At 70.6% G+C, this 25,105-nt stretch carries 27 protein-coding genes; 17 read left to right on the plus strand and 10 right to left on the minus strand.

Annotation, left to right across the window (positions count from 1 at the left end):
- Positions 1–41: 41 nt before the first annotated feature.
- Genes ACIBG8_RS15510 through ACIBG8_RS15520 form a run of 3 tightly spaced genes read left to right on the plus strand, consistent with a single transcriptional unit; the run spans position 42 to position 4,896 of the window.
- On the plus strand, positions 42–1,712 hold the full coding sequence (locus tag ACIBG8_RS15510) for a glycosyl hydrolase family 18 protein (RefSeq protein WP_397343374.1): 1,671 nt from the start codon (positions 42–44) through the stop codon (positions 1,710–1,712).
- Positions 1,709–3,103: a carbohydrate-binding protein gene (locus ACIBG8_RS15515; protein ID WP_397343375.1), complete on the plus strand. Its 1,395-nt coding sequence runs from the start codon at positions 1,709–1,711 to the stop codon at positions 3,101–3,103. The genes ACIBG8_RS15510 and ACIBG8_RS15515 overlap by 4 nt, the downstream gene beginning before the upstream one ends.
- Positions 3,100–4,896: a chitinase gene (locus ACIBG8_RS15520; protein ID WP_397343376.1), complete on the plus strand. Its 1,797-nt coding sequence runs from the start codon at positions 3,100–3,102 to the stop codon at positions 4,894–4,896. The genes ACIBG8_RS15515 and ACIBG8_RS15520 overlap by 4 nt, the downstream gene beginning before the upstream one ends.
- Here ACIBG8_RS15520 and abc-f read toward each other — a convergent pair.
- Complete coding sequence (gene abc-f, locus ACIBG8_RS15525; protein ID WP_397343377.1) at positions 4,875–6,455, minus strand: ribosomal protection-like ABC-F family protein; 1,581 nt, start codon at positions 6,453–6,455, stop codon at positions 4,875–4,877. The genes ACIBG8_RS15520 and abc-f overlap by 22 nt on opposite strands.
- A 392-nt stretch (positions 6,456–6,847) precedes the next feature.
- Here abc-f and ACIBG8_RS15530 point away from each other — a divergent pair, with 392 nt between their 5' ends.
- The 6 genes from ACIBG8_RS15530 (at position 6,848) to ACIBG8_RS15555 (ending at position 11,728) form a co-directional block, all read left to right on the plus strand.
- Positions 6,848–7,051 carry a cold-shock protein gene (locus ACIBG8_RS15530; protein ID WP_397343378.1) on the plus strand — a complete coding sequence of 68 codons (204 nt, stop codon included), beginning with the start codon at positions 6,848–6,850 and terminating at the stop codon, positions 7,049–7,051.
- 473 nt (positions 7,052–7,524) lie between these two features.
- Positions 7,525–8,538, plus strand: a complete 1,014-nt coding sequence (locus ACIBG8_RS15535) for an ABC transporter substrate-binding protein (protein WP_397343379.1) — start codon at positions 7,525–7,527, stop codon at positions 8,536–8,538.
- A 10-nt stretch (positions 8,539–8,548) separates the two neighbouring features.
- A complete protein-coding gene (locus ACIBG8_RS15540) occupies positions 8,549–9,574 on the plus strand; it encodes a FecCD family ABC transporter permease (protein WP_397343380.1) in 1,026 nt (341 codons plus the stop codon).
- Positions 9,571–10,608 carry a FecCD family ABC transporter permease gene (locus ACIBG8_RS15545; protein ID WP_397343381.1) on the plus strand — a complete coding sequence of 346 codons (1,038 nt, stop codon included), beginning with the start codon at positions 9,571–9,573 and terminating at the stop codon, positions 10,606–10,608. The genes ACIBG8_RS15540 and ACIBG8_RS15545 overlap by 4 nt, the downstream gene beginning before the upstream one ends.
- Positions 10,605–11,378, plus strand: coding sequence for an ABC transporter ATP-binding protein (locus ACIBG8_RS15550; RefSeq protein WP_397343382.1), 774 nt, complete (start codon positions 10,605–10,607; stop codon positions 11,376–11,378). The genes ACIBG8_RS15545 and ACIBG8_RS15550 overlap by 4 nt, the downstream gene beginning before the upstream one ends.
- Positions 11,379–11,446: 68 nt before the next feature.
- Positions 11,447–11,728 carry a metal-sensitive transcriptional regulator gene (locus ACIBG8_RS15555; protein WP_397343383.1) on the plus strand — a complete coding sequence of 94 codons (282 nt, stop codon included), beginning with the start codon at positions 11,447–11,449 and terminating at the stop codon, positions 11,726–11,728.
- A 23-nt stretch (positions 11,729–11,751) separates the two neighbouring features.
- Here the strand turns inward: ACIBG8_RS15555 and ACIBG8_RS15560 are convergent, their stop codons facing one another.
- Positions 11,752–12,120, minus strand: coding sequence for a BlaI/MecI/CopY family transcriptional regulator (locus tag ACIBG8_RS15560; protein WP_397343384.1), 369 nt, complete (start codon positions 12,118–12,120; stop codon positions 11,752–11,754).
- Positions 12,121–12,205: 85 nt separating this feature from the next.
- Between ACIBG8_RS15560 and ACIBG8_RS15565 the strand changes: the two genes are divergently transcribed.
- Both ACIBG8_RS15565 and ACIBG8_RS15570 read left to right on the plus strand, forming a co-directional pair.
- The gene (locus ACIBG8_RS15565; protein WP_397343385.1) at positions 12,206–13,873 is read left to right on the plus strand and encodes a VanW family protein; all 1,668 of its coding nucleotides are present in this window, start codon (positions 12,206–12,208) and stop codon (positions 13,871–13,873) included.
- Positions 13,874–13,932: 59 nt separating this feature from the next.
- Positions 13,933–14,265 carry a pyridoxamine 5'-phosphate oxidase family protein gene (locus ACIBG8_RS15570; RefSeq protein ID WP_397343386.1) on the plus strand — a complete coding sequence of 111 codons (333 nt, stop codon included), beginning with the start codon at positions 13,933–13,935 and terminating at the stop codon, positions 14,263–14,265.
- On the opposite strand, the gene ACIBG8_RS15575 is transcribed toward ACIBG8_RS15570, so the two are convergent.
- Positions 14,228–14,617, minus strand: a complete 390-nt coding sequence (locus ACIBG8_RS15575) for an ATP-binding protein (protein ID WP_397343387.1) — start codon at positions 14,615–14,617, stop codon at positions 14,228–14,230. The genes ACIBG8_RS15570 and ACIBG8_RS15575 overlap by 38 nt on opposite strands.
- Before the next feature lie 171 nt (positions 14,618–14,788).
- Here ACIBG8_RS15575 and ACIBG8_RS15580 point away from each other — a divergent pair, with 171 nt between their 5' ends.
- Together ACIBG8_RS15580 and ACIBG8_RS15585 are read left to right on the plus strand one after the other, a co-directional pair.
- Positions 14,789–14,965 carry a hypothetical protein gene (locus ACIBG8_RS15580; protein ID WP_397343388.1) on the plus strand — a complete coding sequence of 59 codons (177 nt, stop codon included), beginning with the start codon at positions 14,789–14,791 and terminating at the stop codon, positions 14,963–14,965.
- 102 nt (positions 14,966–15,067) lie between these two features.
- Positions 15,068–16,744, plus strand: coding sequence for a GAF domain-containing protein (locus tag ACIBG8_RS15585; RefSeq protein ID WP_397343389.1), 1,677 nt, complete (start codon positions 15,068–15,070; stop codon positions 16,742–16,744).
- On the opposite strand, the gene ACIBG8_RS15590 is transcribed toward ACIBG8_RS15585, so the two are convergent.
- From ACIBG8_RS15590 to ppk2, 3 genes are all read right to left on the minus strand, one after another.
- Complete coding sequence (locus tag ACIBG8_RS15590) at positions 16,697–17,392, minus strand: response regulator (protein ID WP_397343390.1); 696 nt, start codon at positions 17,390–17,392, stop codon at positions 16,697–16,699. The two genes, ACIBG8_RS15585 and ACIBG8_RS15590, sit on opposite strands and share 48 nt — an antisense overlap.
- Positions 17,393–17,403: 11 nt before the next feature.
- Positions 17,404–17,838, minus strand: coding sequence for a universal stress protein (locus tag ACIBG8_RS15595; RefSeq protein ID WP_397343391.1), 435 nt, complete (start codon positions 17,836–17,838; stop codon positions 17,404–17,406).
- A 110-nt stretch (positions 17,839–17,948) separates the two neighbouring features.
- On the minus strand, positions 17,949–18,755 hold the full coding sequence (gene ppk2 / locus ACIBG8_RS15600) for a polyphosphate kinase 2 (RefSeq protein ID WP_397343392.1): 807 nt from the start codon (positions 18,753–18,755) through the stop codon (positions 17,949–17,951).
- Positions 18,756–18,831: 76 nt separating this feature from the next.
- Between ppk2 and ACIBG8_RS15605 the strand changes: the two genes are divergently transcribed.
- On the plus strand, positions 18,832–19,785 hold the full coding sequence (locus ACIBG8_RS15605) for a methyltransferase (protein ID WP_397343393.1): 954 nt from the start codon (positions 18,832–18,834) through the stop codon (positions 19,783–19,785).
- Between the two features lie 50 nt (positions 19,786–19,835).
- Positions 19,836–20,576, plus strand: a complete 741-nt coding sequence (locus tag ACIBG8_RS15610; protein WP_397343394.1) for a GDSL-type esterase/lipase family protein — start codon at positions 19,836–19,838, stop codon at positions 20,574–20,576.
- Between the two features lie 42 nt (positions 20,577–20,618).
- Here ACIBG8_RS15610 and ACIBG8_RS15615 read toward each other — a convergent pair whose 3' ends face one another.
- Positions 20,619–20,828 (minus strand): hypothetical protein, encoded by a 210-nt coding sequence (locus ACIBG8_RS15615; protein ID WP_397343395.1) that lies wholly within the window; start codon positions 20,826–20,828, stop codon positions 20,619–20,621.
- 496 nt (positions 20,829–21,324) lie between these two features.
- Complete coding sequence (locus tag ACIBG8_RS15620) at positions 21,325–21,870, minus strand: YceI family protein (RefSeq protein WP_397343396.1); 546 nt, start codon at positions 21,868–21,870, stop codon at positions 21,325–21,327.
- Between the two features lie 63 nt (positions 21,871–21,933).
- Between ACIBG8_RS15620 and sigJ the strand changes: the two genes are divergently transcribed.
- The gene (sigJ, locus tag ACIBG8_RS15625; RefSeq protein ID WP_397343397.1) at positions 21,934–22,806 is read left to right on the plus strand and encodes an RNA polymerase sigma factor SigJ; all 873 of its coding nucleotides are present in this window, start codon (positions 21,934–21,936) and stop codon (positions 22,804–22,806) included.
- Between the two features lie 106 nt (positions 22,807–22,912).
- Here the strand turns inward: sigJ and ACIBG8_RS15630 are convergent, their stop codons facing one another.
- Positions 22,913–23,230: a PadR family transcriptional regulator gene (locus ACIBG8_RS15630; RefSeq protein ID WP_397343398.1), complete on the minus strand. Its 318-nt coding sequence runs from the start codon at positions 23,228–23,230 to the stop codon at positions 22,913–22,915.
- Positions 23,231–23,253: 23 nt separating this feature from the next.
- Positions 23,254–24,024: a DinB family protein gene (locus tag ACIBG8_RS15635; RefSeq protein WP_397343399.1), complete on the minus strand. Its 771-nt coding sequence runs from the start codon at positions 24,022–24,024 to the stop codon at positions 23,254–23,256.
- A 19-nt stretch (positions 24,025–24,043) separates the two neighbouring features.
- Here ACIBG8_RS15635 and ACIBG8_RS15640 point away from each other — a divergent pair, with 19 nt between their 5' ends.
- Positions 24,044–25,105 (plus strand): hypothetical protein, encoded by a 1,062-nt coding sequence (locus ACIBG8_RS15640; RefSeq protein WP_397343400.1) that lies wholly within the window; start codon positions 24,044–24,046, stop codon positions 25,103–25,105.

Here is a 25,105-nt window from a genome sequence, read left to right on the forward strand (position 1 = left end):
GCCCTCGTGCGAGGGCCGTGCCAGCCGCGAAGGAAGACAGCATGAAAGCACGGGTCGTAGTGGCGGCTTTGCTCGCCTTCTCGTTCACCCTCGTAGCTCCCCCAGCCCAAGCCATCTCCACCGTCATGGCCGCCTACCCCGCCTGGGCGCCCTGGACCGCGTACACGGTCGGCGCCCTGGTCACCTACAACGGTTCCGACTACGAAGCCAGGCAGAGCCACACCTCCCAGCCCGGCTGGGAGCCGCCCAACGTGCCCGCCCTCTGGAAGGCGGCCACCGGCGGCCCCGCCACCCCAGGCCAGCCCGGTACGGCCAGCGTCACCGGAACCACGAACACCTCGATCTCCCTGTCCTGGGGCGCCGCCTCGGGAACGGTGACCGGCTACCGCGTCTACGAGGGAACCACGCAGAAAGCCCAGGTCACCGGGTTGACGGCGACCCTCTCAGGGCTCGCCACCTGCTCCACGCACACCTACACCGTCAAGGCGTACAACGCGGCCGGTGAGGGCCCCGCCACCGCCGCCGTGAGCGGCACCACCGCCGGGTGCACCGGCGTCCCGGGCAAGGTCGGCCCGATCAGCGCGACCGCAACCAACACGAGCGTCACGCTGAGCTGGCCCGCGGTCAGCGGCGCGACCAGCTACAAGGTGCGCAACGGCGGCACGCTGGTCGCGACCGTCACGGGAACGACCTACACCTTCACCGCGACCGCGTGCACCTCCTACACCTTCACGGTGACCGCCTCCAACGCCTCTGGCGACGGCCCGCCCAGCGACCCCGCCAGCCTGACCACGCCGGGCTGCACCGGCGGCACGCTGCCCAAGCACTTCCTCACCGGCTACTGGCACAACTTCGTCAACGCGGCCACCGAGCTCAAGCTGTCGCAGGTGCCCGACGAGTACGACGTGGTCGCGATCGCCTTCGGCGAGGCCACCTCCACGCCGGGCCAGGTGGTCTTCGCGCTCGACAGCGGCCTGTCCACCGCGCTGGGCGGCTACACCGAGGCCCAGTTCAAGGCCGACATCGCGGCGCTGCACCAGCGCGGCAAGAAGGTCATCCTCAGCGTCGGCGGCGAGACCGGCCGCGTCCAGGTGGCCTCCAGCTCGGCGGCGACGACGTTCGCCGCCAGCGTCAGCGGCCTGATGCAGAGCTACGGCTTCGACGGCGTCGACATCGACCTGGAGAACGGGCTCAACGCCACCTACATGGGCCAGGCGCTGCGCGACCTGCGGTCACGCGCCGGTTCCGGGCTGATCATCACGATGGCCCCGCAGACGATCGACATGCAGTCGACCGGGATGGAGTACTTCAAGCTCGCCCTGAACATCAAGGACATCCTCACCGTCGTGCACATGCAGTACTACAACTCCGGCTCCATGCTCGGCTGCGACCAGGCCCAGGCCTACTCGCAGGGGACGGTCAACTTCATGACCGCCCTGGCCTGCATCCAGCTGGAGAACGGCCTGCGCCCCGACCAGGTCGCCCTGGGCCTGCCCGCCGGGCCGGGCGCGGCCGGTGGCGGAGTCGTCTCGCCGAGCCTGGTCAACCAGGCCCTCGACTGCCTGGCCAAGCGCACGAGCTGCGGCTCGTTCGTGCCACCGCGGGCGTACCCGGACATCAGGGGCGCGATGACCTGGTCCATCAACTGGGACGCCAGCAACAACTGGAACTTCGCCAAGACCGTCAAGCCGCACCTTCAGGGAATGCCATGAGACGCATACTGCTCGCCCTGGCGTTGATCGTCGGCGGCTACGGCGGCTTCGCCGTGACACCGGTCAGCGCCGCCTTCGCCGCCGCCGCGTGGGCGCCCTGGACCGCGTACGCCGTGGGCGCGACCGTCACCTACAACGGCACCGACTACACCGCGCTCCAGTCGCACACCTCCCAGCCGGGCTGGGAACCGCCGAACGTGCCCGCGCTGTGGAAGGCGGGCACCGGCACCCCTCCGGCCAACACCCCCGGCCAGCCCGGTGCCCCGAGCGTCACCGGCAGCACGAACGCCTCGATCTCCCTGTCCTGGGGCGCGTCGTCGGGAACGGTGACCGGCTACCGCGTCTACGAGGGATCGGCCCAGAAGGCGCAGGTCACCGGGTTGACGGCGACCCTCTCAGGGCTCGCCACCTGCTCCACGCACACCTACACCGTCAAGGCGTACAACACCAACGGCGAAGGAGCCGCCAGCAGCGCGGTCACCGCGACCACCACCGGGTGCACGGGCGGCGGCGGCAGCTCGCTGCCGGTCGCGCCGTACGTCGACATGGGCGCCTGGCCGACGCCGGTCCTGACCGAGATGTCCACCGCGTCCGGGGTGAAGAACTACACCCTGGCCTTCATCACCGGCGCCGCCTGCAAGGCGAGCTGGTTCGGCGCCTACGACCCGCGCCAGGGCTGGGCCAAGGACCAGATCGACGCCATCAGGGCGGCGGGCGGCCAGGTCAAGGTCTCCTTCGGCGGCGCGTCAGGCATCGAGCTCGCCGTCGGCTGCACCGACGTCAACGCGCTCTACACCGAGTACAAGGCGGTGGTCGACGCCTACGGGCTGACCCACATCGACCTGGACATCGAGGGCTCGGCCAGCGCTGACGCGCCGTCGATCGCGCGCCGCTCCCAGGCGCTGGCCAGGCTGCAGCAGACCTACCCCAACCTGAAGATCGCGCTGACACTGCCGGTGCTGCCGGAGGGGCTGACCGCCGACGGACTGAACGTCGTCAGGTCCGCCCGCGACGCCGGGGTGGTGATCGAGGTCGTCAACGTCATGGCGATGGACTACTACCGCGACGTCGACTACGGCAACGCGGCCGTCCAGGCGGCCACCAGCACGTTCAACCAGCTCAAGGCGCTCTACCCGGGCAGGACGGACGCGCAGGTCTGGAAGATGGTCGGGGTCACGCCGATGATCGGCCAGAACGACGACAGCCACGTCTACAACCAGGACGACGCCCGCCAGCTCGTCACGTTCGCCAGGTCCAACCACCTGGGGCTGCTGGCCTTCTGGGAGGTGACCCGCGACCGCAACGCCTGCAGCGGGCCGCTGTACAAGTGCACGAACATCCCGCAGTCGCCGTACGACTTCTCCAAGATCTTCGCGGGGTACGCCGGATGAGACTCCTCACCCTCGCGGCGGCGGCGATCCTCGCGCTGGCCGTCCTCCCCGCCACACCGGCCTTCGCGGCGAACATCGCGACCAACCCGGGCTTCGAGAGCGGCCTGTCCGGCTGGACCTGCCCGGCCGGGGCGCAGGCCGTCTCCTCCCCCGTCCACAGCGGCTCTGCCGCCCTCCAGGCGACCCCCGTGGGCAGCGACTTCGCCCGCTGCCAGCAGGTCGTCAGCGTCAAACCGTCCTCCAGCTACTCGCTCAAGGCGTGGGTGCGCGGCGGCTACGTCTTCCTCGGCGCGCTCGGCACCGGCACCACCGACGTCAGCACCTGGGGTTCGCCCGGCGCCTCCTGGGCGGAGCTGTCGACGAGCTTCACCACCGGCGCCTCGACCACGTCGGTCACGATCTACGTCAACAGCTGGTACGGCCAGGCCGCCTACCAGGCCGACGACATCGTGCTCGACGGCCCGCCGGGCGGCGGGGGCGGACCTGACACCCAGGCGCCGACCGTGCCCGGCAACCTCCAGGTGGGCGGCGCGACGTCGAGCACGCTGACCGCTTCGTGGTCGGCCTCCAGCGACAACGTCGGCGTCGCGCGCTACGAGGTGTCCAGGAACGCGGGCACGCCGACCGCCGTGACGGCCACCAGCCACACGGCCACCGGCCTGACGGCGAACACCACCTACCGGTTCAAGGTGCGCGCCTGCGACGCGGCGGGGAACTGCTCGGCCTACACCCCGGAGGTGAGCGGCACCACGACCGGTGGCGGCGGCACGCCGTCCAACCGGCTGCTGGTCGGCTACCTGCACGCCTCGTTCGCCAACGGGTCCGGATATATCCGGATGGCTGATGTGTCCAACGACTGGGACTTCATCAACCTCGCCTTCGGCGAACCCACCTCGGTCACCTCGGGCGACATCAGGTTCAACCGCTGCCCGGCGGCCGAGTGCCCGAACGTCGAGTCCGAGGCCGACTTCATCGCCGCCATCAGGGCCAAGCAGGCGGCGGGCAAGAAGGTGCTGATCTCGATCGGCGGCCAGAACGGCCAGGTCCAGCTCACCACGACCGCCGCGCGCGACGCCTTCGTGTCGTCCGTCTCGGCGATCATCGACAGGTACGGGCTCAACGGGCTGGACATCGACTTCGAGGGCCACTCCCTCTACCTCAACCAGGGCGACACCAACCTGGCGAACCCCACCACCCCGGTCGTGGTCAACCTGATCGCGGCGCTGAAGACACTCAAGGCCCGCTACGGCGCGGGCTTCGTGCTGACGATGGCGCCGGAGACGTTCTTCGTCCAGCTCGGCTACCAGTTCTACGGTCCGGGCCCGAACGGCACGGCCGACAGCAGGAGCGGCTCCTACCTGCCGGTCATCCACGCCATGCGCAACGACCTCACCCTGCTCCACGTGCAGGACTACAACTCCGGGCCGATCACCGGCCTGGACAACCAGTACCACACCATGGGCGGGCACGACTTCCACGTCGCCATGACCGACATGCTCCTGGCCGGGTTCCCGATCATGGGCAACGCGAACAACGTCTTCCCCGCGCTGCGCCCCGACCAGGTCGCCATCGGCCTGCCCGCCTCGCCCAACGCGGGGAACGGTTTCACCACGGTGGGCGAGGTGCAGAAGGCGTTCGACTGCCTGGCCAAGGGCACCAACTGCGGCACCTACCGGCCGAGGGGGGTGTATCCGGGCCTGCGCGGCCTGATGGCGTGGTCCGTCAACTGGGACAGGTTCAACTCCTTCGAGTTCTCCCGCTCCCATCGCACCTATCTCAACGGGCTGAGCTGACCCTCCCGCAGCTCGATCCTGGTGCCGGTGAAGCCGTCGCGGAACGTGCGGTCGTGCGACACCACCAGGAGCGAGCCGCGGTAGGCGCCCAGCGCCTCCTCCAGATCCTCGATCAGCGCCAGCGACAGGTGGTTGGTCGGCTCGTCGAGGATCAGGAGGTCGGCCGGCCGCGTCACCAGGCGGGCCAGCTCCAGCCTCCGCTGCTGCCCCACCGACAGCGCGGCGGCGGGCCTGGGCAGGTCGGCGCTGGTGAACAGGCCGAGCGACAGCAGCGTGTCCGCGTGCTCGTCGATCGGCCCAGGCAGGCCCTCGGCGAACGCGCCGAGCACCGAGCGGCGCGACGGCACGGTCGGCACCTCCTGGCGCAGGTAGCCGATCCTGCGCGGTCGCCTGACCCGGCCCGAGTCCTGCTTCAGCTCGCCCGCGAGCACCCTGAGCAGGGTGGTCTTGCCCGCGCCGTTCGGCCCGGTGATCAGCGCGCGCTCGCCGGGGGCGAGGCTGAAGCTGTCCACCCGCAGCCGGTCGGCGACGGTGACCTCCTCCAGGGTGGCGGTCAGGCCGTCGCCCTTGCCGCCCTCGATGCGCGCGGCGAAACGCAGCGGCTCCGGCGGCTTGGGCACCGGGTTCTCCTCCAGGCGGCGCAGCCGTTCGCGGGCGTTGCGCACCACGCCGGACAGGCCCGCCTCGTGCGAGCGGCGGTGGCCTGCCGTACGGACGCGGTCGCCGGAGCGCTCGCCGGCGCTGAGCCGTTCGATGCCGCCCTCGGCCAGCCGGGACTGGCGCTCCAGCTCGGCCAGCCACTCGTCGTACTCCTGCTGCCTGCGCCGCCTGGTGGCTGCCTTGGCGGTGAGGTAACCGTCCCAGCCGTCGCCGTAACGGGTGACGGCCCGCTCGTCCACCTCCAGGATCGTGGTGGCGAACCCGCTGAGGAAGGCCCGGTCGTGGGTGACGGCGACGACGGTGCCGCGGTGGGCGCGCAGGTGGTTCTCCAGCCAGGTCACCGCCTGCCGGTCGAGGTGGTTGGTCGGCTCGTCGAGGAGCAGCAGCTCGGGGGCCGCCGCCAGCACGCAGGCCAGGGCGAGCCGGGACTGCTCGCCGCCGGAGAGGGTGCCGAGTTGCCGGTCCCTGGTGATGCCGGACAGGCCGAGGCCGTGCATGGCGGCCTCCACGCGGGTGTCCGCCTCGTAGCCGCCGCGGGCCTCGAAGGCGGTGTACAGCTCGCCGTACGCGGCCATGTCCTCGGCCTCCGCTGCCTCGATCATGCGTGTTTCGAGGTCGCGCAGCTCGCTGAGTGCGGCGTCGACGGCGTCCTGCACGGTGTTGCCGGCGGGCAGGTCGAGCGTCTGGCCGAGGTGGCCGACGCCGTCGGCGACGACGGTCAGCTCGCCGTTGTCCGGCAGCTCGGCGCCGGCGACCAGGCGGAGCAGGGTCGACTTGCCCGACCCGTTCTCGCCGATGACGCCGGCCTTCTCGCCGGTGCGTACGGTGAACGAGACGCGGTCGAGCACGATGCGCTCGCCGTACGTCTTGGATACGTCACGAAGGGTGAGCTGGCTCATGGGTGAGCCCTCCAGATTTCACGGAGAAGGTTTCAGGGAACGCGAAAGCCGCGACTCGATCGGCTGTGGCCGAGAGTCGTCAGCGCGGGAGTCCTACAGGTACTCCAGCCTGTTCTGCGTTCCTGAACATGCACCCATGACGACGAACATACCTAAAAGGGTCAAAACGGCGCGACCGATTTTTGGGCGACCAAGGGCGCTCATGGTCGGCCCCTTTGGTAGAGTGGCCTTGTTGCAGTTGTGGTACCCATGAACTCTGTGTGCACCTGGCGGGATGTGACCCTCAGGTGCATTTTTGTTTCGACCGGTCATTTCCGGATGGGCTTCATTGCGGCGACGAGAGGTCTGCACAGTGCAGATTTCTGCTCTGCGCCTTACCGAAGGAGATCGACATGGCAACCGGAACCGTGAAGTGGTTCAACGCGGAAAAGGGCTTCGGCTTCATCGAGCAGGACGGCGGCGGCGCTGACGTCTTCGCCCACTACTCGAACATCGCCGCCCAGGGCTTCCGCGAGCTGCAGGAAGGCCAGAAGGTGTCCTTCGACGTCACGCAGGGCCAGAAGGGCCCGCAGGCCGAGAACATCGTTCCCGTCTGATCCAGCGCACTCCACGTAGCCGGAGCCCGCACCCGCATGGGTGCGGGCTTCGCTGTTTCACGAGTACGGCCGCACACAGCGAACGAGACACTTCTCCCGGCCTTCACCCCGGCGTGCCTGCCCGGCCCGAAGGGGTTGCGCCGGTTCTTGTCCGTGCCAGCCACCCAGCTCGTCTCCCACCCCTCGTCCCGGCCGTCGACGATCCAGCGGTAGCCGTACTCGGTTGACTTGCCCGACATGCCCTGCCCGCCCACGCCGAGACGGCCGAGCAGCCGGTAGGGCCCCCACCGCCACCGGGTCGCCCTCCCGGAGGGGCTCGACGTGCGGGTATGGGACTCCCGGATCAGCTGACAGGTGATCGTCAGCGCCATAGCGCGAGGATCAAGTCGGGTAAACCGGGATTCGGGGTTGCAGATTTGGTTAGCCTAACCTAACTTAAGGCGGAGTTTCCGTTTGAGAGATAGGAACGCCGCATGCGCGCGCTACGTCCACTTCTCGCCGTGGCGGCGTTGGGCCTCGGGCTCATCGGCTGCGGCGGGCAGAACGCCCAGCAGTCCAAGGCAGCAGGATCCCCCTCCTCCGGCCCCTGGTCGTTCACCGACGGCTCCGGCCAGACCGTCAAGGCGGCCAAGGTCCCGACACGGATCATCGCCCACGCGGGCGAGGCCGCCGCGCTCATGTCGTTCGGCATCAAGCCGGTCGGCATCTACGCCGACGAACCGGTCAAGACCGACTCCAACCTGAAGGACCTCGACCTCACCGGCATCGAGATCCTCGGCACCGCGTGGGGCAAGATCGACGTGGAGAAGGCGGCCGCCCTGCGCCCCGACCTGATCGTCGCCGACTGGTGGCCGGCCGAGAAGGCCTACAGCGGCCTGGAGGAGGGCGTCGACGAGAAGAGCAAGAAGCTCAAGGAGCTGGCTCCCATCGCGGGCGTCGCGCAGGGCAAGTCCATCGAGGACCTGGCCCAGGGGTACGAGGACCTGGCCAAGAGCCTGGGCGCCAAGGTCGACGCCCCGGAGATCGCCGCGAACAAGAAGCGTTTCCAGGAGGCCGTCGAGCGGTTCAAGGCCGCGGTCGCCGCCAAGCCCGGCCTGACCGCCCTCGGCATGTCGCCCGCCGACGACAAGGTGTACGTCGCGAACCCGGCCTACGCCCCCGAACTGCTCGACTTCCAGCGCTGGGGCATGAAGGTGCTCAACCCCGCCAAGCCGGACGCCGACTTCCCCTACTGGGAGACGCTGAGCTGGGAGAACGCCGACCGCTACCAGCCCGACCTGATCCTGTGGGACGGCAGGTCCTACAAGCCCACGGCCAACGCCGAGTGGGGCGCCAAGCAGCCCACCTGGTTCAAGATCAAGGCGGCGAAGGCCGGCGCCGCGACGGCCTGGCCCGCGTACTGGCTGCACACGTTCGGCCACTTCGCCACCGAGCTGGACAAGCTGACCGAGGTGGTCAAGGCCGCCGACGAGAACGTCGGCGAGTGACCCAGCCCCGATGACCAGCACTCTTTCCGTACGGCGAGCCTCGGTCCTGGCGCCGGGGCTCGCCGTCCTGCTCGTCCTCCTGGCCGCGGCCGCCTTCCTGAGCGTGACCCAGGGCGCGCGCGACATCGGCCTGCCCGAGGTCCTGCGCGCCCTCGGCGGCCTGTCCTCGGACGAGGCCATCACCAGTACGGTCACCCTCGAACTCCGGGTGCCGCGCACGCTGCTCGGCGTCCTGGTCGGCGCGGCGCTCGGCGCGGCGGGCGCGATCCTCCAGGGCGTCACCCGCAACCCGCTGGCCGACGCCGGGATCATGGGCATCAACGCGGGGGCCGCGGTCCTCGTGGTCTTCGCGATCACCGTGCTCGGCATCCGCGGAGTGGGCGTCTACGTGTGGTTCGCCTTCGCCGGGGCCATCGCCGCGACGTTCCTGGTCTACGCGATCGCCTCGCTGGGGCGCGAGGGCGCCACCCCGGTCAAGCTCGCCCTGGCAGGGGCCGCGGTCACCGCCGGGCTCGGCTCGGTGACGACGGGCATCGTCATGACCAACGTCGACGCGCTCAACGAGCTGCGGTTCTGGCAGGTGGGCGCGCTCGCCGGGCGCTACCTGCCGATCCTGACCGGGGTCGCGCCCTTCCTGGTCGCCGGGCTGGTCGTGGCGCTGGGTTTGGGGCGGGCGCTGAACGGGCTGGCGCTCGGCGAGGACACGGCGCGCGGCCTCGGCCAGCGCGTCGGGCTCACCAGGACGGTCGCGTTCTGCGTGGTCGCGGTGCTGGCCGGGGCGGCGACGGCGGCGTGCGGGCCGATCGTGTTCGTCGGCCTGGTCGTGCCGCACCTCGCGCGGGCGATCTGCGGGCCCGACTACCGGTGGACGCTGCCCTACTCGATGGTGCTGGCCCCGATCGTGCTGCTCCTGGCCGACGTGCTCGGCCGCGTGGCAGGTGCTCCTGGCGAGGTGCAGGTCGGGGTGGTGCTCGGCGTCATCGGCGCACCGATCTTCGTGCTGATCGTGCGTTATGGACGGATGGCCGAGGTATGAGCGTTCTCGTTGCGACGGCCGTGCGGACGACCCGGCGTCGCCGTACCGCCAGGATCACGGTCGTGACGGCGGCGCTGACCGCGCTCGTCTTCGCGCTGTTCGTCGTCACCATGATGGTGGGCAGCTTCCGGCTCACCGCAGCCGAGGTCGTCGGCACGCTGCTGGGCGTGCTCGACGACCCGAGCCTCGACTTCGTCGTCCTGGGCCTGCGCCTGCCGACCGCCGCCACCGGCCTGGCCGTCGGCCTGGCCCTGGGCGCGTCGGGGACGGTCTTCCAGCACCTGCTGCGCAACCCGCTCGCCTCGCCCGACTTCGTCGGCATCTCCTCGGGCGCGGGCCTGGCCGCCGTCGGCGGCATCGTGTTCCTCCAGGTCGGCGGGATCGCCATCGCCGGGCTCGCGCTGGGCGGGGCGATCGCGGCCGCGCTGCTCATGTACGTGCTCGCCTGGCGTGACGGGGTGAGCGGCTACCGCTTCATCCTCATCGGCATCGGCGTCGCCGCCTTCTTCGAGGGCCTCATTGCCTTCGTCCTGAGCCGCGCCCAGCTCTTCGAGGCGCGCCAGGCCATGCACTGGCTGACCGGCTCGGTCGGCCAGGCAGGTCCCACGGAGCTGCGGCTGCTGCTCGGGGCCCTGGTCGTGCTGCTCCCCCTGGCCATGCTGCTGCAGCGCCAGCTCCGCATGCTCGAACTCGGCGACGACGCGGCGCGCGGCCTGGGCGTGCCCACCGAGCTCGCCCGCGCCTGCCTGCTGGCCACCGCCGTGATCCTGCTCGCCCTGGCCGTCGCCGCCGCAGGACCGATCGTCTTCGTCGCGCTCGTGGCAGGACCGATCGCCAACCGGCTGCTGGGCCCGGCCACCGGCGGCATCGTCCCGGCCGCCCTGGTGGGCGCCGCCGTACTGCTGACCTCCGACCTCGTCGCCGTGCACCTGCTGCCCACGCCGCTGCCCACGGGCGTGGTCACCGGAGCCGTCGGCGCGCCGTACCTGCTGTGGCTGCTGGCCACCACGAACCGACAAGGAACAGGCGGTTGACCAGACTCCGCGCCCAGGGGCTGTCCCTCGGATACGACGACAGGACCATCATCTCCAACCTCGACGTCGACGTGCTCGACCGGAAGGTCACCGCGATCGTCGGCGCCAACGCCTGCGGCAAGTCGACGTTGCTGCGCGGGCTGGCGCGGCTGCTCAAGCCGCGCGAGGGCGCGGTCTTCATGGACGGCAGGCCGCTGGCCGACCTGAGCACCCTGGACGTGGCCAAGGTGCTCGGCCTGCTGCCGCAGACGCCGGTCGCGCCCGACGGCATCACGGTCGCCGACCTGGTCGGGCGGGGCAGGTACCCGCACCAGGGCTGGTTCCGCCGCTGGACGGAGCGCGACCACGAGGCGGTGACGCTGGCGCTGGACGCGACGGACACCACCGACCTGATCGACCGCCAGCTCCGCGGCCTGTCCGGCGGGCAGCGTCAGCGGGTGTGGGTCGCCATGGCGCTGGCCCAGGACACCGACCTGCTGCTGCTCGACGAACCGACCACCTATCTCGACATCAACCACCAGGTGGAGTTGCTGCGGCTGCTGCGCAAGCTCAACGCGGAGTCCGGCAAGACCATCGTGGCCGTGCTGCACGACCTCAACCTGGCCAGCCGTTACTGCGACCACATCATCGCGATGGCCGACGGCGCGATCGTCGCGGAGGGCACGCCGCAGGAGGTGATCACCGCCGAGCTGGTGGGGAAGGTCTTCGGCCTGTCCTGCGTGATCGTCCCGTGCCCGGTCGCGGGCACCCCCATCGTCGTCCCCGCCTAGCCGTTCGGAATACCCCTGGAGGGTAGGGTGTTAGGCTCGGTACGAGAGCACGGGAGAGGAGTGCGCCGATGGTCGGATACAGCGGCACCAAGCAGGACCACCTCCGGCGGTTGCGCCGGGTGGAGGGACAGGCCAGAGGCCTGCAGCGCATGGTAGAGGACGACAAGTACTGCATCGACATCCTGACGCAGGTGTCCGCGGCCACGAGCGCGCTGCAGTCGTTCGCCCTGTCACTTCTCGAGGAGCACCTGGCGCACTGCGTCGCCGAGGCCACGGTCAAGGGCGGCCCCGAGGCCCAGGCCAAGATCAAGGAGGCGACCGACGCCATCGCCAGGCTCGTCCGTTCCTGAAGGACCTCCTGCAGCCCCTGGGCTTACTTGCCCTTCGGCGGGAATACCTGGAGCGCCGACTCCAGCGCGCTGGCCTCCTCCGGCGTCAGCCGTTCCAGGAAGTGGACCAGCGTCGCGGCCTGGTTGCCGCTCCTGGCCAGGGAGTCGCGCATGAGGTCGGCCGTGTAGGCCTCCTTCGACGACACCGCTTCGTACACGTAGGCCCTGCCGACCGCCTCGCGCCTGAGCAGGCCCTTGGTGTGCAGGTTGTCCATGACGGTCATCACCGTCGTGTAGGCGATGCTCCGCTCGCGGCGCAGGTCCTCGAGCACCTCCCTGACCGAGAGGGGCTTGCGGTAGGACCAGATGCGATCCATGATCGTCGACTCGAGTTCACCCAACCCACGCGCCATGGCACCCATCCTATCGCCTACTATCGAAGGTAGTAGAAATGGAGTGACTCTTGCAGGAACCAGCCGCGTCCGTGATCCTTCCGACATGACCAGGCGGCGCCAACTCGTCCTGGCGATCGCGGTGATCGTCCCCGTCCTCGCGTACGGCGTGCCCGCCGTCGCGCTGGCCGGTGAGGTGCCCCCGGGCACCTCCGTGGCCGGGGTCGACATCGGCGGCATGTCGCCCGGCGCCGCGGAAGCCAGGCTGAAGCGCGACCTGGCGGCCCGCGCGGCGAAGCCACTGGTCGCCAAGGCGGCTGGCACGACCGTCAGGGTGGCGCCCGGCGACCTGGGCCTGTCCCTCGACGCGGCAGGGACGGTGGAGCTGGCGAGCAGGCAGTCCCTGACCCCCGTGGGGGTCGTCAGGTCCCTGTTCGGGCGGCGGGAGATCCAGCCGCTGGTCAAGGTCGACGAGGGACGGCTGGCCGCGGGCGTCGCCGATCTGGCCCATGCCCTCGACCGGCAGCCCAAGGAAGGGGCCGTCGAGTATCGCGGGGTCGAGCCGCGCGCCGTCCTCCCCAAGGCGGGCCGCACCCTGGACCAGGGCGCGGCGGCGCGAGCCTTACGTCAGGCCTTCCTGACCACGACGGCCCTCACCCTTCCCGTCCGTTCCGTCCCTCCGCTGGTGTCCGCGCAGGAGGTCAGGCAGGTCGCCGACGGGGTCGCCCGTACGGCTGTCGCGGGCCCGCTGACCCTGACGAACGAGGCGCGGCAGGCCACGCTGTCGGCGGCCGACCTCGCGGCCCGGCTGCGCTTCGTCCCGGACGAGGCGGCCGGTGGGCTGCGGCCCGAGTTCGACGCCGCCAAGGTGGCGCTCGACCTGGAATCCAAGCTCGTCGACCAGGACAGGCGGCCCAGGGACGCCTCCTTCGAGATCGTCGGCGGGCGGCCGAAGCTGGTGCCGTCGCGCGCCGGAGAGGGCATCGACCCGGGCGCGCTGAGCCAGGCCGTCGCCGCAGCCCTGGCCGGTGGCGCGGAGCGGACGATCGAGGCCCCGATGGGCCAGACCACCCCGCGCCTGACCACCGAGCAGGCGGAGAAGCTGGGCATCAAGGAGAAGGTCGGCGCCTTCACCACGCAACACCCCTGCTGCGCGCCGCGCGTCACCAACATCCACACCATCGCCGACCTCGTCGACGGCTACCTGGTCAAACCGGGCGAGACGTTCTCGCTCAACGGCGTCGTCGGCAAGCGCGACAAGGCGCGCGGCTTCGTCGAGGCGCCGATGATCCTCAACAACCGGTTCGTCAACGACGTCGGCGGCGGCGTCTCCCAGTTCGCCACCACGATGTTCAACGCCGTCTTCTTCGGCGGCTTCCAGGACGTGCAGCACACGCCGCACCAGTACTACATCTCCCGCTACCCGGCGGGCCGCGAGTCGACCGTCTCCTACCCGCAGCCCGACTTCCGCTGGCGCAACGACTCCCCGTACGGCGTGCTGATCAAGACCTCCTACACCGGCACCTCGATCACGGTGCAGTTCTGGAGCACCAAGCGGTTCGACATCAGCTCGCGCAGCTCGGAACGCTACGACGTGCGCGACTTCCCGACCCTGTCGGAGTCCGGGCCGGACTGCATCCCGATGGGCGGGGTCGAGGGCTTCTCCATCGACGTGTGGCGTACCTTCAAGAAGGATGGCGAGGTCGTGCGCGAGCAGAAGTTCCACACCGTCTACGCCCCGGAGCCCCGCCTGACGTGCGACGCACCTGGCTAGGCGTAAGAGAGGACCTTGGTCCCTTACCGGCCTGGGGTCGGTGCTGCCAGAGTGAGCCTATGAGCGCTGACCCGGCTGGTCAGCGGGTGCTTTCCGTGAGCGAATGCCTGGCCCTGCTCACCACCACCCGTATCGGCAGGCTTGTCTTCACAGAACAGGCGCTCCCCGCCGTGCGTCCGTTGACCTTCGCGTTCGACACCGGCGCCGTGGTCGTGCGCAGGGCCGCCTGGTCACCACCGGTGTCGCTGGACGGCATGATCGTCGCGTTCGAGGTCGACGAGCTCGACCCGCAGACGGGCAGCGGCTGGTTCGTGACGGTGGTGGGACGCGCCAGGGTCGAGGCGGCGGAGATCGTCATTTCCGCCGATCGCGTAGAAGGACGGCGAGCTTGACGGTCGTCCCGCGCGGCCCGTTCCGCATGTGGATCGAGTCGCTGAGCCGCCGCGCCAGCCAGATGCCGCGCCCGCCCGGCTGGGCGAACGGCGGCGGATCGAGCACCCTCCACCGGTCCACGGGAATTCCCGGCCCTCGATCCGCCACCTCGCACCACAACATCGAGCCGTCCCGCCAGAGGCTTACCTTTCCCTGTCCGCCCCCATGCTGGACAGCGTTGGTGATCACCTCGTGGACGGCCAGCACGAACTCGTCCAGCCGGTGACCACTCAGTCCCGCCTCCACCGCCTCGGCTCGTACGGTCTCCCGCACGGTCACCACTTCCTGCGGGCCGAAGGACCGAGTGTTCATTTTTCTTACGGTGGCAGCACGCCCCCGGCCTGAGTAGTGCGCAAAGTCGTCGATCTCGGGGGACTTAGGTCCCGAACCGTGAACAGACACCTTGCGCCCCACTGGATGGCGCCCGCACAGCGGGGTATCTTCCTTGGAGAGATACGGAGCGTAGGCATGGATGTCGCATATGTGACTGTTGGGATATGCGTCCCATTGGTCACCTATTTCGTCTTACGGCTGTGGCACAAGCGCGCCGGTGACCCGGACGTCTCTCCCAGCTCCCTGCACCAGGATCTCGAACTCCTCCGCGCCGAGGTGAAGGCGCTGCGCGAGAGCGCGGAGGCCCGCGAGGGGCGGCAGCGGTGAGATGGACCGTCACCGTACGGCCGGCCGCCCTGTCGCTGCAGGCCACGCTGGACGCGACGCGCGCCAAGCTCGACCGGGCGCGCACCGCCCTCGGTGAAGACGATGGCTGAGGGTTCCGCGCGGCCGATGCGGCTCGACGACCTGCTGGCCGACCTGCAACTCCGGCTCGAAGGGATCGTCTCCAGCCGGCGCAGGACGCAGTTGCTGCTCGACGCGGTGGTCTCGCTCGGCAGCGACCTCACCCTGGAGACCGTCCTGCAACGCGTCGTCGAAGCCGCGCGCAGCCTGGCGGGCGCGCGCTACGGCGCGCTCGGCATCGTCGGGCAGGACGGGCGGTTCAGGCAGTTCCAGCCGTCGGGGATGCCCGCCGAGCAGATCGCCGCGATGCCGCGCCCGCCCAGCGGCGCCGGGCTGCTCGGGCTCCTGCTCGACGAGCCGGGACCGCTGAGGGTGCCGGACATCACCGCGCATCCCGCCTTCACCGGGTTCCCCGACGGGCATCCCGTCATGGGGAGCTTCCTCGGCGTGCCGATCCGCGCGCTCGGCGTGCCGTACTGCGTCCTCTACCTCACCGAGAAGGAGGGCGGGGACGGCTTCGACGAGGACGACGAGGCGCTCGTCGCGGCCCTCGCGGCTGCGGCCGGCGTCGCGGTCGAGAACGCGCGGCTGCTGGCCACGACCCAGCAGCGGGAGGGCTGGCTGGCGGCCTCGGCCGAGGTGATGACCGCGCTGCTGTCGGGGGCGCACCGCGACGAGGTGTTCCGGCTGATCGTACGGCTGGCCAGGCAGATCGTCGACGCCGACACCTCGGCCATGGTGCTCCCCTCGCCGGCGGAAGGGATGCTGCGCGTCGAGATCACCGACGGGCCGGGCGCCGAGATCCTCGACGGGATCGACATCCCGATCGGCCAGTCGATCATCGGCCAGGTGTTCCGCACCGGCGCGGCTGAGCTGATCGACGACATCGGCGCGACGGGCGCGCCCGTCGTGGTCTCGCGGGTGCCGATGGGCCCTGGGGTCCAGGTGCCGTTCGGCGCCCCAGGCCAGGTGCGGGGCGTGCTTGGGTGCGCGCGGCGGCCGGGCCGCCTGCCGTTCACCGAGGCGGACATGGGCATGGCCCAGCAGTTCGCCGCCCAGGCCGCGCTCGCCCTCGAACTCGCCGAGGCGCGCGGCGACACAGAACGGCTCATCCTCCTGGAGGACCGCGACCGCATCGCCAAGGACCTGCACGACCTGGTCATCCAGCGGCTGTTCGCGGTGGCCATGCGGCTGGTGGGCGCGGCGCGGCTGAGCGTCGACCCCGAGGTGGCCTCGCGGGTGCAGACGGCGGTGAACGAGCTGGACGAGACGATCCAGCAGATCCGCTCCACCATCTTCGACCTGCAACTCCGCCAGGAGGCCGGGGAGACGTGGCGGGCGCGGGTGGTCGAGGTGCTCAGGAACGCGCGGTTCCACCTCGGCTTCGCCCCGGGGCTGAGCATGGAGGGCTTCGTCGACTCGGCGATGCCGGAGGAGGTCGGCGAGCACCTGCTGGCCGTCCTGCGCGAGGCCCTGTCGAACGTGGCCAGGCACGCGCACGCCTCGGCCGTGCGGGTGCTCATCACCATCGGCGACGCCGTCCTGCTCCGCGTGGAGGACGACGGGGTCGGGATCAGCGCCGAGGGGCGCCGCAGCGGCCTGCGCAACCTGGCGGAACGCGCGGCCAGGCTGGGGGGCTCGTTCGAGGTGCGCTCACGCGACGGTGGGGGCACGTGGCTGGAGTGGCGGGTCCCCCTCTGACCGGTACGGCCGGCGCGACTCCGACTTCAGCCTGGTGGCGAGCGAGGCGGCCTGCGTCCTGCGGTTGAGGTCCAGCTTGGCGAGCACCACGGAGACGTAGTTCTTCACGGTCTTCTCTGCCAGGTGGAGCCGCGCGCCGATCTGGCGGTTCGTCAGGCCCTCCCCGATCAGCTCCAGGATGCTGCGCTCCTGGGTCGTCAGCGCGGCGAGCGGATCGCCGGCGGCGTCCTGGGCGCGCAGCCGCTTCAGCATGGCCGAGGTCATCTGCGGGTCGAGGAGCGACTGTCCGGCGGCGACGGTCCTGATGGCGCCGACCAGGTCCTGGCCGCGGATCTGCTTGAGTACGTAACCGGCGGCGCCCGCCATGATGGCGTCGAACAGGGCGTCCTCGTCCTGGTAGGAGGTCAGCATGAGGCAGGCGATCTCCGGCGCCTGCGAGCGGATGTCCCTGCAGAGGTGGACGCCGTCACCGTCGGGCAGGCGCACGTCCAGCACGGCCACCCGGGGCAGGGCGGCGGGGATGCGGGCCAGGGCCTGCTCCGCCGTACCGGCCTCGCCGACCACCTCCAGGTCGCTCTCGGCCTCCAGGAGGGCGGCGACGCCCCTTCTGACGATCTCGTGGTCGTCGACGAGGAAGACCGTGATCATCGGGCTCCTTCCTATAAGCGTACCGCCACGGTCCAGGCGAGACGGTGGTTGTCGTCGAAGTCGGAGCACAGCAGGACGCGGCAGGGAGCCATGCGCAGGACCGAGGTCACCGTCGCGCCGCGCAGGGGTCCGTCCTCCTGTCTCGCGCCCATCACCAGCAGGTCGGTGGGGGTGGCGTGACGGCACAGTTCCATGGCCGCCGAACCGGCCACGACGACAGTCTCCACCTTGAGGCCGGGAAACTCCCGTGCCGTTCCGTCTGCGAGGTTGGCGGCCAGGGTTCTGGCGGCACGGCTGGAGCGGGGGTCGGCGGCGACGGCCTCGTCGATCACGTACAGCACGTCGAGCACCGCCTCCCGGGCCGAGGCCTCCTTGGCGGCACGGCGCAACGCCGCCAGGGAGTTGCGGGAGCCGTCCAAGCCAACAATGACACGCGGGTGGCTCATGATCGGGACCTTTCGGGATGGAGGTGGCCAACCCTCACCCTTGCGCAACCGTCGCGGCCGTTCCCAGGGCTCAATGGCCCTGCTGGGAAGGCCCAAGGTCCCGATCACCCCTATTTCCCCATAAAGAGCGCGGCCGCCGCGTCGGGGACATCGATCTCCAGCCTGCGGGGTGGGCGGCGGTAGCCGGTGGAGGCGGGGCGTTCCGGGATCTCCAGTTTGGCCGGGCGCACCTTCTCGTAGGGGATCGTGGACAGGAGGTGGGAGATCATGTTGATCCTCGCCCGCCGCTTGTCCTCGCTCTCCACGTCGTACCAGGGCGCCTCCGGGATGTCGGTGTGCACCAGCATCTCGTCCTTGGCCCGCGAGTAGTCCTCCCAGCGCACGATCGACTCCAGGTCCATGGGCGACAGCTTCCACCGCCGCATCGGGTCCTCCAGCCGTGACCTGAACCGGCGCTCCTGCTCCTCGTCGGTGACCGAGAACCAGTATTTGCGGAGCATGATCCCGTCCTCCACCAGGAGCCGCTCGAAGATCGGGCACTGGTGGAGGAACCGGGTGTACTCCTCCTGCGTGCAGAACCCCATCACCCGCTCGACCCCGGCCCGGTTGTACCAACTGCGGTCGAACAGCACGATCTCCCCCGCGGCGGGCAGGTGGTCGACGTAGCGCTGGAAATACCACTGCGACCGCTCGCGCTCGGTCGGAGCGGGCAGCGCGACGGTCCTGGTCACGCGCGGGTTGAGGTACTCGGCGACCCGTTTGATGGTGCCGCCCTTGCCCGCCGCGTCGCGCCCCTCGAAGATCACGACCACGCGGCGCCCCTCGGCCCGCACCCACTCCTGCAGCTTGACCAGCTCTCCCTGGAGGCGGAAGAGCTCTTTCTCGTACGGCTTGCGCGGCAGACGCTCCTTACTCATGCGTCCAAGTGGTAGCTTGCCCGTCATGGCCGGTCAACCATCTGAGTGGGAAGCGGCTTGGGACGTCCTGGCGCCCGTGACGGATCTGGTCACCCCGATGGCGGTGCGGGTCGCCGCCACGCTGGGGCTGGCCGATCTGCTGGGCGACGACGTGCTACCCGTCGACGAGCTGGCCCGCCGTACCGGCACGGACTCCGACGCGCTGGGGCGGATGCTGCGCCACCTGGCCTGCAAGGGGATCTTCGCTGAGCCGGAGCCCGGCTCCTTCGCCGTCAACGGGCCCGCCGCGCTGCTGGCGGCCGACCACCCGTCGGGGATGCGGGCGCGGCTCGACCTCGACGGCTTCGGCGGGCAGATGGACCTGTCGTTCACCGGGCTGCTGCACACGGTCCGCACCGGGCAACCGGCGTGGGAGACGGTCTTCGGCGCCCCGATCTGGCCCTACCTCGCCGAGCACCCGCGGATGAGCGCGTCGTTCGACGCGCTCATGGCGACCGGCGCCGACTACCTCGCCGACGCCGCGGGCGGGTACGACTGGTCGGGGGTGCGGCACGTGGTCGACGTGGGCGGCGGCACCGGCGCGCTGCTCGCCGTACTGCTGGAGGCCCACCCTGACCTGCGGGCCACACTCGTGGACCTCCCGGACACCGTGGAGCGCGGCAGGGCCCACCTCCAGGACGAGCGGTGCTCCTTCGCCGGCCATAGCTTCTTCGATCCGCTGCCGGGCGGCGCGGACGTGTACGTGCTCAGGCGCGTGCTGCACGACTGGAGCGACGACGAGGCCGTGCGGATCCTGCGCCGCTGCGCGGAAGCGGCCGGGACCGAGGGACGGATCGTCGTGATCGAGACGCCCGGCCGTCCCGGCGCCATGCTCGCCGAGATGAGCCTGCGCATGCTCGTGCTCAGCGGCGGACGCGAGCGGACCGGGGACGACTACGCCGCCCTCGCCTCCCGGGCCGGGCTGGACCTCGCCGACGTGCGCGAAACCGCGCTGGGCCACATCATTCTCACCTGCACGAACCCCGGATAGTCACCGTACGATGTCATGAGACTACTCATCGTGACATCCGGGGAGAAGCCGTGGCAGTCAACATCATGGTTGTGGGCGACTCGATCAGTCATGGAAGCAGCGGCGACTGGACGTGGCGCTACCGCCTGTGGCGGCACCTGCGTGACCACGGCGTGGACCTCGACCTGGTCGGGCCCAAGAACGACGTCGACGACATCACCACGGAGGAGTGCGGCGACGGGCACACCGCCTACGCCGACCCCGAGTTCGACACCGACCACGACGCGCAGTGGGGACGGCCGTACCTCGTCGAGAAGGAGGAGATCGAGGCCAAGGTGGCGGCGCACCGGCCGGACTACCTGCTGGTGCTGCTGGGGATCAACGACCTGTTCTGGCACGACATCAGCCCGGAGCAGGGCGAGCAGAACGTCCGCGACTTCCTGGCTGCGGCGCGGCGCGGCAACCCCCGGGTGCGGGTGGCGCTGGGGACCGTCCTCGACACCCAGAAGGCCCGCGACGAACCGGCGTTCAACGCCAAGGTGGCCGAGTTCAACCGGCGGCTGATCCTGGTGGCGGAGACCGGGTGGACGCCGGAGTCGCCGGTGGTCATCGCGCCCACCTCGGCGGAGTTCGTCTCCACGGCGCACACGTGGGACGGCACGCACCCCAACGCGCAGGGTGAGCTGCGCATCGCGGCCGCCTTCGCCGACACGCTGTCGGGGCAGTTCGGCATCGGCGCGCCGTACCCGCGGCCCTTCCCGAGGGTCGCCGAGGTCCCCGCCCAGGCCAAGCAGCCGCGAACAGTGCCATGATCCCTGATCACCTAGGTCGTACGGTCACCAGAAGGTGTTTCATCAGGGGCTGGTCGCTCTGGTGCTGTAGTCGGTGATCGAGCACAACACGTTCATCTCCGGCATGTAGCCCGCGGCGCAGCCCCTGGGCAGGTCGTGGGTGACCGCGAGGTAGCCGTGCAGGGAGCGGGTGCTGCCGTCGCTGGCGGTGCTGGTGATGTCGACGGGGTCGAACTCCGCGATCCCCCGCTCCCGCATGTCCTCGGCGTTCATGAAGATGAGCGTGCTGCTTGATCCGGAACCCCATCGGCATCCGCACCCGCCGGTTGAAGTCCTCCAACCCGTCCAGCACCCTGGCCATCGTGTCGCGGATGCGGTCGTAGTCCTCCACGTACCACTCCCACCGGGTCGGACTGCCCGGCAGCGCCGCCTTGGCCAGCCCGGCGATGATGGCCGGCTCCGACAGCAGGTGCGGTGACGCCGGCCGCTTCATCCCGGCAGACAGGTGGACCATGCTCATCGAGTCCTCCACCGACGTCCGCTGCAGGCCCCCGCGCTGCTCGTCCTTCTCGGTGCGGCCCAGGCACGGCAGGATCAGCGCCTGCCGCCCGTGCACGAGATGGCTGCGGTTCAGCTTCGTGCTCACATGCACAGTCAGCTCACACGAAGGCAACCCCGCCCTTTCGCCGCTCAACGCCGGATTCCCGGCATTTGACGACATACCCCCCACCACTCGACCTGGCATGCCCCGATTTTGACCTTCCGTGTGTCAGGAGCTCCGGGCGCGGCGGGTCGCGGAGACGTCGAGGTCCAGGGTGATCTCCTTGCTCACCAGGACCGCGGTGGCTGCGTTCCAGTTGGCGCCCCAGTCCATGCGGTTGATCACGGCGCTGCCCGTGAAGCGCACGGCGGCCCCGGTGCCGGTCAGGGCGAAGGTCACGGTGACCGGCCGGGTCGTGCCGCGGACGGTCAGGTCGCCCGTGACCCGGTAGGTGGTTCCCCCCGAGGGCTCGACCCGGGTCGAGACGAAGGTGATGGCCGGGTGGGCGTCCGCGTCCAGGAAGCTCGCGGCGAGCTGGTCGTCACGGCGACGATTGCCGGTCCGAATGCTCCCGGCCTCGATCGTGAGCCGCACGCCGGACCTCGACGGGTCGTCGCCGTCCAGGTGCGCGCTGCCCTCGAAGGCGTCGAACCGCCCGCGCACCCTGCTGGCCATCGTGTGCCGCCCGACGAAGCCGATCCGCGTGCCGGCGGGGTCGAGCACGTAGTCTCCGGTCAGCTCGCCGAGCCCGGTTCCCAGGTGAAGATCGCTCATGTCACATCCGTTGCATTTGAGGGGTCATATAGGGAGACACCCCGCGACTGAGGAATGTGACAGATGACGGAATCCCTGGCCGAGGGGTTCGAGAAGCACCGGACCCGCATGCGGGCCGTGGCCTACCGGATGCTCGGTTCGACGGCCGAGGCGGACGACGCCGTCCAGGAAGCCTGGATGCGCGCCAGCAGGGCGGACGCGGAGAGCGTCGACGACCTCGGCGCCTGGCTGACCACCATCGTCGCCCGGGTGTGCCTGAACGTCCTGCGCTCGCACCGGGCGCGCCCCGAGGACCCGGTGGGCGTGCACGTGCCCGACCCCGTCATCGGCGGGACGACCCCGGAGGACGAGGCGCTGCTCGCCGACGCGGTCGGGCTCGCGCTGCTCGTGGTGCTCGAAACGCTGACCCCGGCAGAGCGGCTGGCGTTCGTCCTGCACGACATGTTCGACCTGCCCTTCGACGAGATCGCGCCCATGGTGGGGAAGTCGTCGGCGGCGGCGAGGCAGCTCGCCAGCCGGGCCAGGCGGCGGGTGCGCGGGGCGGGGGTGGACGACCACGAGCCCGATCTCGCGCGGCAGCGGGAGGTGGTGGACGCCTTCTACGCGGCGGCGCGGCGCGGCGACCTCGACGCGCTCGTCGCGGCCCTGGACCCGGACGTGGTGCTGCGGGCCGACGGCGGGGTCGGGCGCGCCGACCTCTCGGTGGTGGCGCACGGCGCGTCCGACGTGGTCGCGCGGGCATTGAAGCTCCACCAACCCGCCGCGGTGCTCCGCCCGGCGGTGGTGAACGGCTCAGCCGGGGTGGTGGCGACGATCGGCGGGGAGCTGATCGCGGTCATCGGGTTCACCGTCGCCCGCGGCAGGATCGTGCGCATCGACGTCCTCGCCGACCCCGACCGCCTCGCCCACGTGGACCTGTCCCCCCTCGACACCTGACCGCCCCGCTTGGAACACCCGGCAGAAATGCGACCTCCACCCAAATCTCTCCCTCACAAGAAAGAGGGAGGGTCTCCTCTCCGAAGGGTCTTTCTGTCGGGTGTTGTCAGGACCCCATGGCCGCGGTCACCGCGCTCGCGAACTCCTGCCAGCTCTCCCGCTCCCCCCGCAGAGCCGTGCGCCCGTCGCCGGTGAGCTCGTAGGAACGGCGCCGCCGTCCCCCCACCACCGACCAGCTCCCCGCGATCAGCCCGGCCCGCTCCAACCGGTGCAACGCCGGATAAACGGTCCCCGTCGGCAGGTCGATCCGCCCGCCGGTGGACTCGCGCAGCGCCTCCTTCACGGCGTACCCGTGCCGCGGCCCGCCCTCCAGCGCCGCGAGCAGCAGGCCGTCCAGGTGCCCCTTGAGCGCTTCTGCCCTCATAGGTAGTGACGCTACGTCGAGCCTCAGGAAGAGGCAATCAGGAGCGTCAGGTCGCGTTCGGCGTACAGCCGGTGCTCCCACTCCTCGTTGAGGACGATGCGCAGGCACTCCTTGAGCGGGAAGCTCTCCACCCGCGGCCATCCAGGCTCGGTACGGACCACCACGGAGCCGAGCCGCTCCCCGGTGAGCGCGGCCATGACCCCGCCCACGGCCGCCTGCCGGTCGGCGCGGACCTTGAGCACCTCGTCCAGCGACGGGCGCGCCTCGCGGTCCCACGGGATGCCGTCCCAGCCGGGCGCCTCGTCCCACGGCAGGTCGAGCGGGTGCCACGGGGACAGGTCGCCGAGGATCATGCGCTCCACCCACGCGGCGCTCGCGAAGTTGAGGTGGCGCAGGGTCTCCACGAACGACCACTCGTCGTCGACCCGCCGATGCAGCGCCTCCTCCGGCAGCGACCTGGCGCGCGCGACGGTGCCCGCCCACAACCGCTCCAGGATCGCCCACGCCTCGCGGAACCCGTCGGCGTCGTCGGGCCGCATCTTCGCCCGCTCGGGCATGCGCCGGTCCAGCTCCGCCTCGACCAGCGGCCCGACGTCGACGCCGTTGACGACGACGTTCCGCAGCTCGCCGCTGATCTGGACGTCGACCAGCTCGACGCCGCGCAGCCTGGTCCCGTTGAGGAGCGCGCCGCGTATCTGAGCGCCGCTGAGGTCGACGGAGCGGAAGGTGGCGTCCCTGAGACTCACCTGCTCGAAGCGGGCGCCGGAGAGGTCCTGTTCGCGGAACTCGGTCATGCGCGCCACGATAGGGCCCATGGGCTTGGTCAGGAAGGTTCCCGCGCTCGTCCTGGCGTGCCTGGTGGGCTGCGCCGTACAACAGAGCGGCACGCCCCAGGAGAAGCCGAGCGCGCAGCCTTCTGGACCCGTCGCGGGGCTGCCGCTCGCGGCGGGCAGCGGGATCCGCCTGCTCGTGGACGAGAACAGCGCCCCCTCGATGCTGGACGTCGACACGGGCGCCTCCACGCTGGTGTCAGGGCTGCCGCAGCCCGACCCGAGCAGCATCACCTACGCGACCACCTCGTCGGGCAGGCACACCTTCGTCGAGGTGGGCGGCCCGGGGCTGAACCAGGGCCGGGTGTACCTGCTCCAGGGCACGGCCGCGCGGAAGGTGGACAGGGGATGGTTCGCGTTCCCCGCCTACGACGACTCGGGGTTCTGGATCACCGACCAGCCGGCGTACGGCGGCTCGTGCACGGTGCGGAAGGTGACGGAGACGGGAAAGGTGCTGGTCCGCCCCCGCTGGACCTACTGCGGCGCGCTCCCCTCCACCGACACTCCGTTCGGCCTGCAGGCCATGTGGAGGGACGAGTCGCTCCTCCTGGCCCACGACAGCCTGCGCAAGGTCGGCAGGTACCCGCGCATCGTGACGTCGAACCGCCAGGAGCTGCTGGTGGAGGGCAAGGACAGGAAGCTCACCCTGGTCGACCCGGGCACCGGGAAGAAGCGGCAGGTGGACCGGCCGTCGGAGCGCGAGGCGAAGGACGGGAAGGCCGGCGCGGACGGCAGGTACCTCGCCGTCCCGTTCGTCGAGGGAGACATGGATGACCGGCTCGACCTCTGGGTGCTGGACACGCGGACCCTGGAGTGGACCAGGCTGCCGTCGATGCCCCTGCCCGTCGACGTCAGGCGGTGGACGATGCGCTGGTCGCAGGACGGGCGGCTGATCCTGGCCGGCGGGTTCGCCCAGACCACGGAGGAGTATCCGACGGACGCCGACTTCGCCACCATGATCGCCGTGTGGCGTCCCGGCGAGCCGTCGCTGTCGCTGAAGCGGCTCCCCGTGCACTGGGAGAACCACCTGACGATCGTCGGGTGA

Source organism: Nonomuraea sp. NPDC050556 (assembly GCF_044457355.1).
Classification (GTDB): domain Bacteria; phylum Actinomycetota; class Actinomycetes; order Streptosporangiales; family Streptosporangiaceae; genus Nonomuraea.